At 40.0% G+C, this 7540-nt stretch carries 5 protein-coding genes and 1 pseudogene; 4 read left to right on the top strand and 2 right to left on the bottom strand.

Annotated features, from left to right (window positions below; genetic code table 11):
* A pseudogene (locus AC1DPQ_RS11965) lies at positions 1-228 on the bottom strand (ROK family protein); the annotation flags it as partial.
* Between the two features lie 150 nt (positions 229-378).
* Between AC1DPQ_RS11965 and AC1DPQ_RS11970 the strand changes: the two are divergent.
* Genes AC1DPQ_RS11970 through AC1DPQ_RS11985 form a run of 4 tightly spaced genes read left to right on the top strand, consistent with a single transcriptional unit; the run spans position 379 to position 6816 of the window.
* Positions 379-1020, top strand: a complete 642-nt coding sequence (locus tag AC1DPQ_RS11970) for an RNA polymerase sigma-70 factor (protein WP_477609447.1) — start codon at positions 379-381, stop codon at positions 1018-1020.
* 45 nt (positions 1021-1065) lie between these two features.
* Entirely contained in the window at positions 1066-2079 is a 1014-nt protein-coding gene (locus AC1DPQ_RS11975; protein ID WP_477609448.1) for a FecR domain-containing protein, read from the top strand.
* A 32-nt stretch (positions 2080-2111) separates the two neighbouring features.
* Complete coding sequence (locus AC1DPQ_RS11980) at positions 2112-5213, top strand: SusC/RagA family TonB-linked outer membrane protein (RefSeq protein WP_477609450.1); 3102 nt, start codon at positions 2112-2114, stop codon at positions 5211-5213.
* 7 nt (positions 5214-5220) lie between these two features.
* Entirely contained in the window at positions 5221-6816 is a 1596-nt protein-coding gene (locus tag AC1DPQ_RS11985) for a SusD/RagB family nutrient-binding outer membrane lipoprotein (RefSeq protein WP_477585150.1), read from the top strand.
* Between the two features lie 69 nt (positions 6817-6885).
* Here AC1DPQ_RS11985 and AC1DPQ_RS11990 read toward each other — a convergent pair whose 3' ends face one another.
* Positions 6886-7383 carry a hypothetical protein gene (locus AC1DPQ_RS11990; RefSeq protein WP_477609452.1) on the bottom strand — a complete coding sequence of 166 codons (498 nt, stop codon included), beginning with the start codon at positions 7381-7383 and terminating at the stop codon, positions 6886-6888.
* Positions 7384-7540: the final 157 nt, after the last annotated feature.

The raw sequence follows: 7540 nt of genomic DNA on the forward strand, positions 1-7540 counted from the left end.
GCCTGGCATGGCAATACCCAAACGGCCAATTTGGATATCTACCTTTTTATAAGCTGCTTTAATTGCATTGCACCAGGTGTGGATAATCTGTCCTGTTGAGCCGTGAGAGTCAACCCGCTCGCGTGTATAGGAATTTTTTAGAATGTTCCGCTGCTGCATATCGAGTACTGCAGCTGTAATGTGCGAGCCGCCGATATCAATGCCCATCACATATTTGTTTTTATTCATTGTTTTCTGCTTCAATAGATCTATAAATGGCGTATGCCTTATTATGGCATCGAATGAAGAGTCCTTTTTTTGTTAAATTGCCTACAGTGGGAAGATTTTTTTATGAAATATTTTTTATTACCTTACATTTGATTCACCAAACTAACCAAGTTGAAAGCAGCTAAGCCAGATCTAGTCGTTTTATGGAATAAGATTTGCCTTGAGGATGACATAAAATCTTTCGAGCAACTTTACCGCTTTCTATACGGTAGGTTGATCAAATTTTCTATTTACTATGTGGTTGATAAACAGGCGGCAGAAGACCTGGTTACGGAGGTATTTGTTAAATGCTGGGAAAACCGCGCAACAAGTACCCACGTACTAAATCCCGAAAGTTATTTTTTTATCGCAGTAAAAAATCAATCACTTAAATACCTCAAAAAAAATTCTTCAATTACGTTTATCGATTTAGTTGATGCTGAAGAGGATGTTTCGGTAACAGCACAAACGCCGGAGTATATTTTGGAAACCAAAGAACTGCACCGGCAACTTGATTTTGCCATTGCTGGTTTGGCACCTCAGGCAGCCACGGTTTTTAGGTTGATTAAAGAAAGTGGCATGAAATATAAGGAAGTGGCAGAACTGCTGAACATTTCGCCCCGAACGGTGCAGACCCAATTGTTCAGGGCCATTGCAAAACTCCGCTTAATATTACAGCCCTTACAAGACAAAGGTGCGGATGAAAAAAAACTTGGAAAAATGATCTCCCTGATTATCTTAGTAGGTACTTTATCTTTTTTTTATTTTTTGTAGGCAATTTTAACAGAAAAAGGAACATATCATAAAGGGTGGAAAAAAATGACAGATCAAAGATTTACAGAATTGCTTGGAAAACAATTGGCCGGTGAAATTTCACCGGATGAATCTGTTGAACTGAAATCGATTTTAGCCGATAACGAAGCGCTTAGAACAGAATATAAACAGCTACAAACTTATTTTGAATCTGAAACAGCTGAAGAAGAAAATATCGATCTTGTTTTTGATCGGATCAGGGGCCAGATCCAGATTCCCGATGAACCCCGTTTAAAGGTTGCCAAAAACAAAGGCTACAGTGTTTGGCTAAAAATTGCTGCCGTTGTAGCAATTGGTTTGGCTGGCGTTTTGGTGTATAACAGAGAAGCTATTTTCTTCAATAAAACAGATCAGCTGGTTTTGCAACAAGCGCAAACCAGGGCAACCGAAATTAAAACCATTGTACTGGCCGATGGCTCTACCGTGAAAATAAATTCGGGAAGCAGTTTAAAATATCCGGATCATTTTACTGCAGATACCAGGGATGTTTACTTATCTGGTGAGGCATTTTTTGATGTTAAAAAAGATCCTAAACACCCTTTTATTGTGCACACCGAGCAATTGGCCGTAAAAGTACTGGGTACCGCATTCGATGTTAAAGCTTACCAGAATGATGCTTTTACCGAAACTACCTTAATTAGAGGAAGCGTTGCTATCTCGCTTAAAAATAACACCAAGCAAACTTTTATCTTAAAGCCAAACGATAAATTTACCTTGGTGGGTAGCAAACCAAATTTAAGCCAGCTCACCCATTATCGTGGAACAGGGACCGACAAAGTAATGGAAACCGCATGGACAAACCACGAACTCATCTATAAAAACAACTGTTTTGATGAAATTGCCAGGCTTTTTGAGCGGTGGTACGATGTTAAAATAACCTTTAAAGAAGCTGATCTTAAAACGGCGAAATTTACCGGACATGTAGATAAAGAAACCATTGCCGAAGCTTTAAATGTGCTAAAACTGATCGAAAATTTCAATTATTCGATAAAGGGGAAAAATGTCTATATCTACCGTTAGGACAAACAGTTAAGCAATGTATATTTGTAGCCATGAATTGTGCGCAGAGAATCATATTGTTAATTGGATTGATTTTTCCGCTATGTAGCAATGCGCAAACTAAAGTAACCTTAAATTTTAACGGAGTAAATTTTGAGCAGGTTGTTGAAGCTATACAACAACAAACTGTTTATCATTTCGCCTATAGTGAATCTAAAATCCCTAAACATCAGGTATCAATCAAGGTAGAAGAAGAGGAGGCCATAAAGGTGATCGATCAATTGCTGCGCAATAGTGATTATACCTATTCTCTTTTGCCGAATAATTTAATCGTAATCAGAAAAAATACCGAAGGAAAAATGGATTCTGATAGTGTCCGTTTTTTAAAAGAGGTTGTAATTACGGCTTTGGGTATCGAAAAAGATAATCATAAAGTTGGCTATGCCTTAACTACCATTAAAGGTTCTTCAATCATCAAGGCAAGAGAAAGTAATATGATTATGGCGCTACAGGGTAGGGTAGCGGGACTTAACATTACTGGTGTAAACGGTGGTCCGGGATCTGCGGCACGCATACTCATCCGTGGTGTTTCCAGTATGACTGCTGCCTCTCCGTTATTTATCGTAAATGGTGTCCCCATTGATAACAGCATTCGTGGAAGTGCAAATGAATATGGCGGGGCCGATTATGGCGATGGCATTAGTAACATTAACCCAGATGATATTGAAACCATTACGATATTGAAAGGGTCGGCCGCTTCGGCTTTATATGGCGCAAGGGCTGCAAATGGTGTAATCCTCATCAACCTGAAAAGCGGTGGAGAAAATACCGGACCAAGGCTGGAGTACAATGCAAACCTGGCCTTCGATGTGCCGGTTAATTCTACTGATTTTCAATATTTGTACGGTCAGGGTACACAAAATAAACGTCCTGCCGATCTGTACAATGCAATTACCACGGGTTTGTTGAGCTGGGGAGAACTTATGGACGGTAAATTAAGCCCTCAGGTAGATGGTTCTATGCGCCCTTATGCTCCCGTTAAAAATAACATCCAGACTTTTTACCGCACCGCTCCAGCCTTTATTAATACACTATCGCTGGTTGGTGGAAATACCAATAACAACTATCGTGTTTCGGTTTCTAATTTAGATTACAACTCTGTTTTAAGCAATGGATCCCTAAACCGTAAAACGTTAAATTTTTATTGTACAGTAGCGCTAAGTTCTAAAATATCGTTGAGCTTTACCGGTAACTACATTTACGAAAGGAACAAAAACAAAAGTTACCTCAGTGATGGCCCTTTAAATGCAAATTATGGGATTTCAGCTTTAGCAACCAGTTTAGATCAATCGATCTTAGCCCCTGGTTTTGATACTGAAACAGGTTTTGAAACGCGGTGGAATGCGGATGAATATAAAACCAATCCTTATTTTTTAATGAACAAACAGGCCGATTATGCCAATAGAAACCGTTATATCACATCAGCCGTATTAAAATATAAGTTGGCCAGCTGGGCATCACTGCAGGGCAGAATTGGCTACGATTCGAGTAAAGATGAAGTGGTGAGTGTTTTACCTACAGGGACTGCATTTTCCATTAACAGGCAGGGCGGTATAAATGCCTATGATCAAAACCATACTTCAGAGCTTAATAGCGATATTTTGTTTAGTGCAACCAGAAACCTGAGCGATAAATTGAACCTCGAATTTTCAATGGGCGCAAATTATCGCGAAAGAAAGGGCAATACCGAAAAACTGAAAGGATCGCAGTTTAAAGTGCCATATCTGTATGTGCCAGAAAATCTGATTACCAGTACCAAAACATTGGCCATATCCAGAATTGTAACCGAATCGGCTTATTACACTGCCGATCTCAGCTATCAGCGTTATCTTAACTTCTCCGTTACCGGGCGTTATGATATCTATTCTACCTTGCCTGCTAACAACCGGGGCATATTTGTACCCGGTGTATCGGGCAGTTTTATTTTTTCAGATCTGCTGAGATTAAAGGGTCTCGATTTTGGTAAATTGCGGTTGGATTTTGCCAAAACCAGTGGCGAGCCCATTGTTCCGTACACCACGCAAATCTATTATACCGTAGATAATCAGGTAAATGGTGTGCCTGTAGGTGGTTTTTCAGGAGATTTACCCAATTACAATTTAAAACCGTTTACCCTAAATGAAATAGAGGCAGGCCTCGACCTTAAATTTTTCAATAGCCGTTTGGATGTCGATTTTACCTATTTCAACCGCATAACCCACAACGAAATTATTAATGCAAAACAATCAGTTACCACAGGCTTTACCTCCGCCTATGTCAATCTTGGTGAAACCCGGAATACAGGGATAGAACTGGCTTTAGGCTATACGCCCTTGCTTACAACAACGGGCAAATGGCAGATCAACTTTAACATGACCAAGGTAAAGAATACCCTGCTTTCTATCGATGGTAATAGTAATTATACCCTGACAGGTACCTATCGGCCATTAAATGCCAATACTGCGCTGGTGGTTGGTAAACCGATTACGCAGATTATGGCCTACGATTATCTGCGGGATGCTAATGGAAACATCATTATCGGATCGGATGGCATACCTAAACGGGGTAATTTTATTCCAATGGGCGGCACCATGCCTACTTTATATGGAGGGATAAGCAACAGTTTTAGCTATAAACAGTTTAGTTTTTCCTTTTTGATCGATTATCGCTTTGGCAATAAAATCCTATCCGCAACAGAATATTACAGTTATGTACTTGGCTTAAACAAGGCAACTTTATTGGGTAGGGAGACAGGGATTGTTGCCGATGGCGTGTTAGAAAATGGGCAGAAGAACACGATTAATGTTCCGGCTTATGCCTATTACCCTGAACTGGCCACCAATATTTCTGCATTATCGGTACTCAATGGCAGTTTTATCAAGCTAAGGCAGGCCACATTAGGTTATTCTTTTAGCGAACGTTTTTTAAAAAGAACACCTTTTAGTAGTATAGGGATAGATATGGTCGCGCGGAACCTGTTTACTTTGCTTAAATACACTAAAAATATAGATCCTGAATCGCAGTTCTCGCCAACATTGGGTTATGCCGGGATAGAAGGGGCTTCATTGCCTGCAACACGTACATTTGGGGTTAATTTTAATTTTAAATTCAAATAAGATGGCCATGAGAAAGTTGTGTGTTTTGGGTGCTTTTTTCCTGGCTTTAATGGGCAGTTGTTCTAAGGAAAAGCTGGACGAAATCAATACCGATCCAACAAAACTCACAGAAGACAATTACGATCCAAACAGTCTACTCGCACAGGCACAGTTAAAATACGCCAACCTGGGCTATTATCAGCTTTTGTATCAGAGTACCATGATGCAGTTGCTTGCCTCAACTTATTATTATTACAACAATGGTGATAAATACATCAACGTGGGCAGTTTTACCGATTATCAGGGTCGTATTTTTGATGAAGGTTATGCTGATGCCTCTTACATCAGAGAGATGCAACGACTGGCCCGATTAAAAGATCCAGCGGCCTATAAAAACCTGATTGCGATTGGTGATATTATGTTCGTATTGATTTTGCAACGGATTACCGATACTTATGGTGATGTGCCCTATACACAGGCTGTTAAAGCGATGCAAGGTGTTAAATATCCCGTTTACGATCGTCAGGAAGATATTTATACCCACATGCTGAACGATCTCGAAACGGCTACCGCGCAATTGGATATCGAAAAACCCGGACCAAGTGCTGATCTTTTTTATAAAGGCGATATCGGTAAATGGAAAAAATTTGGTTATTCGTTAATGGTTAGGATTGCCATGCGATTAACGAAAGTAGATCCTGAGAAGGCCAGAATTTGGACCGAAAAGGCTGCAGGCAAAACTTTTAACAGTATTAACGACAATGCGATTCTTTTAACCGATGCTTCTTCTTTTAACAGCCAAAATGGGACATCGCTTGCTTTAAGAACATTTTCCGACTATTTGGAAGTACGGTGGAGTAAAACCCTAATTGATCAGTTAAAAAATACCAACGACCCCAGGTTGGAAGTGATAGGTGAAGTACCGAAAGATGGATTGGCCAAAAATGCAGATCAGAATTTAAGCGGAAATACCGATGCAGCTGTTCAGCTTGGGATGCCAAATGGATACGATCTACAGGGTGGAACCACCGATATCAGTCGTTCGCCAAACTATCCGGGTGGTACAGGTAGCGGAAGTGACCTTGCCCCGCTCGGAAAGTATTCCAGACCACGCACCGCGATGTACCTTAAACTAGGTGGCCCAATTTTTATCCTGAGTTACGCAGAAATCGAATTTTTGCTTGCAGAAGCTAAAGTGAGAGGATGGAATATAAGCGGAACTGCAAACCTGCACTACACCAATGGCTTAACCGGCGCAATCCAATCGCTTGCACAGCTGGATCCTTTAGCTGCGGTTGATGCCAATAAAATCACTGCATTCGTAAACCTGAATCCACTTGATGAAAGCAGTACACAAAATGCACTAAGCGCAATCAATACACAATACTGGGTAACTACAGGAACGGATTTTAATTTTATAGAAGCCTGGCTAAACTGGAAAAGGAGCGATTATCCCAAGCTTATTCCCGTAAATTACAAAGGCAACGTTACCAATGGCACCATTCCCCGCAGGATGATCTACCTATCAACAGAGGTGCTGAACAACCCCCAAAATTATAAAGATGCTGTAGCCAGAATAGCTGGAGGTGATGTACTTACTGCTAGGGTGTGGTGGGATAGATAATATACCGGAGATAAGTTTAATAAAGACGTTTTGCAAGATAAGTGCTTTTTATAGCTGAAGCAGGTTGCGTTAAAACTCGTACATATTATTCGCCCGTAAGTTTTCGATTGCTATTTCGGCATCGGCCAGTAGCGGCTGTTGTTTTCGTGTTTCTTCTTCAATTGCGATTAAGGGCTTATGTCCGTATTGATTAAAAAATGATCTGGTATGCGCTTGATAATCCCTTAAAAAATCAGTTAAGGAAGTTACATCAGCGTCGAAGCCTTCACTTTCGAAGTTAAACTGACAAGAACTTTTGTAAGAAATAAATACGTCTCCACCTTCTTCAAATGAAATGGCGATGCTGTACTTACCCGGACCAGTGTGGGTAACAACTTCCTCATCATTGGTACTACCCACATTATAAACAATATCGAATGTGATGTACATTGTGTTTAGCGACTCATTTTTCTCGCCGGTAATTTCAAAGCCTGATGAGTAGCACCTATTTGTTTGGCTTTCTGAAAGAAATTCATCATTATAGATGTACTCATTTATTGTGATCGGCTGTACATTAAATATTTTCATTGGAGCGTATTTAAAATGTATTAACAGTTAGTTTATGAGGTTTATTCTCAATTTATATTGGCGAAACTTTTGTAAAATCTTTTCTTAAATTTTACTAACCAATTTCAAGGTTTTTAAGTCGTAAATTAGAATTTCACCCTTATCCGTTTTGTCGTAC

It is taken from the genome of Pedobacter sp. 01T416_2, from assembly GCF_056398925.1.

Excerpts from the sequence above, each read along its gene's own strand:
- AC1DPQ_RS11975 (WP_477609448.1), top strand. The coding sequence starts at position 1,066 with ATGACAGATCAAAGATTTACAGAATTGCTTGGAAAACAATTGGCCGGT.
- AC1DPQ_RS11980 (WP_477609450.1), top strand. The coding sequence starts at position 2,112 with ATGAATTGTGCGCAGAGAATCATATTGTTAATTGGATTGATTTTTCCG.
- AC1DPQ_RS11985 (WP_477585150.1), top strand. The coding sequence starts at position 5,221 with ATGAGAAAGTTGTGTGTTTTGGGTGCTTTTTTCCTGGCTTTAATGGGC.
- AC1DPQ_RS11990 (WP_477609452.1), bottom strand. The coding sequence starts at position 7,383 with ATGAAAATATTTAATGTACAGCCGATCACAATAAATGAGTACATCTAT.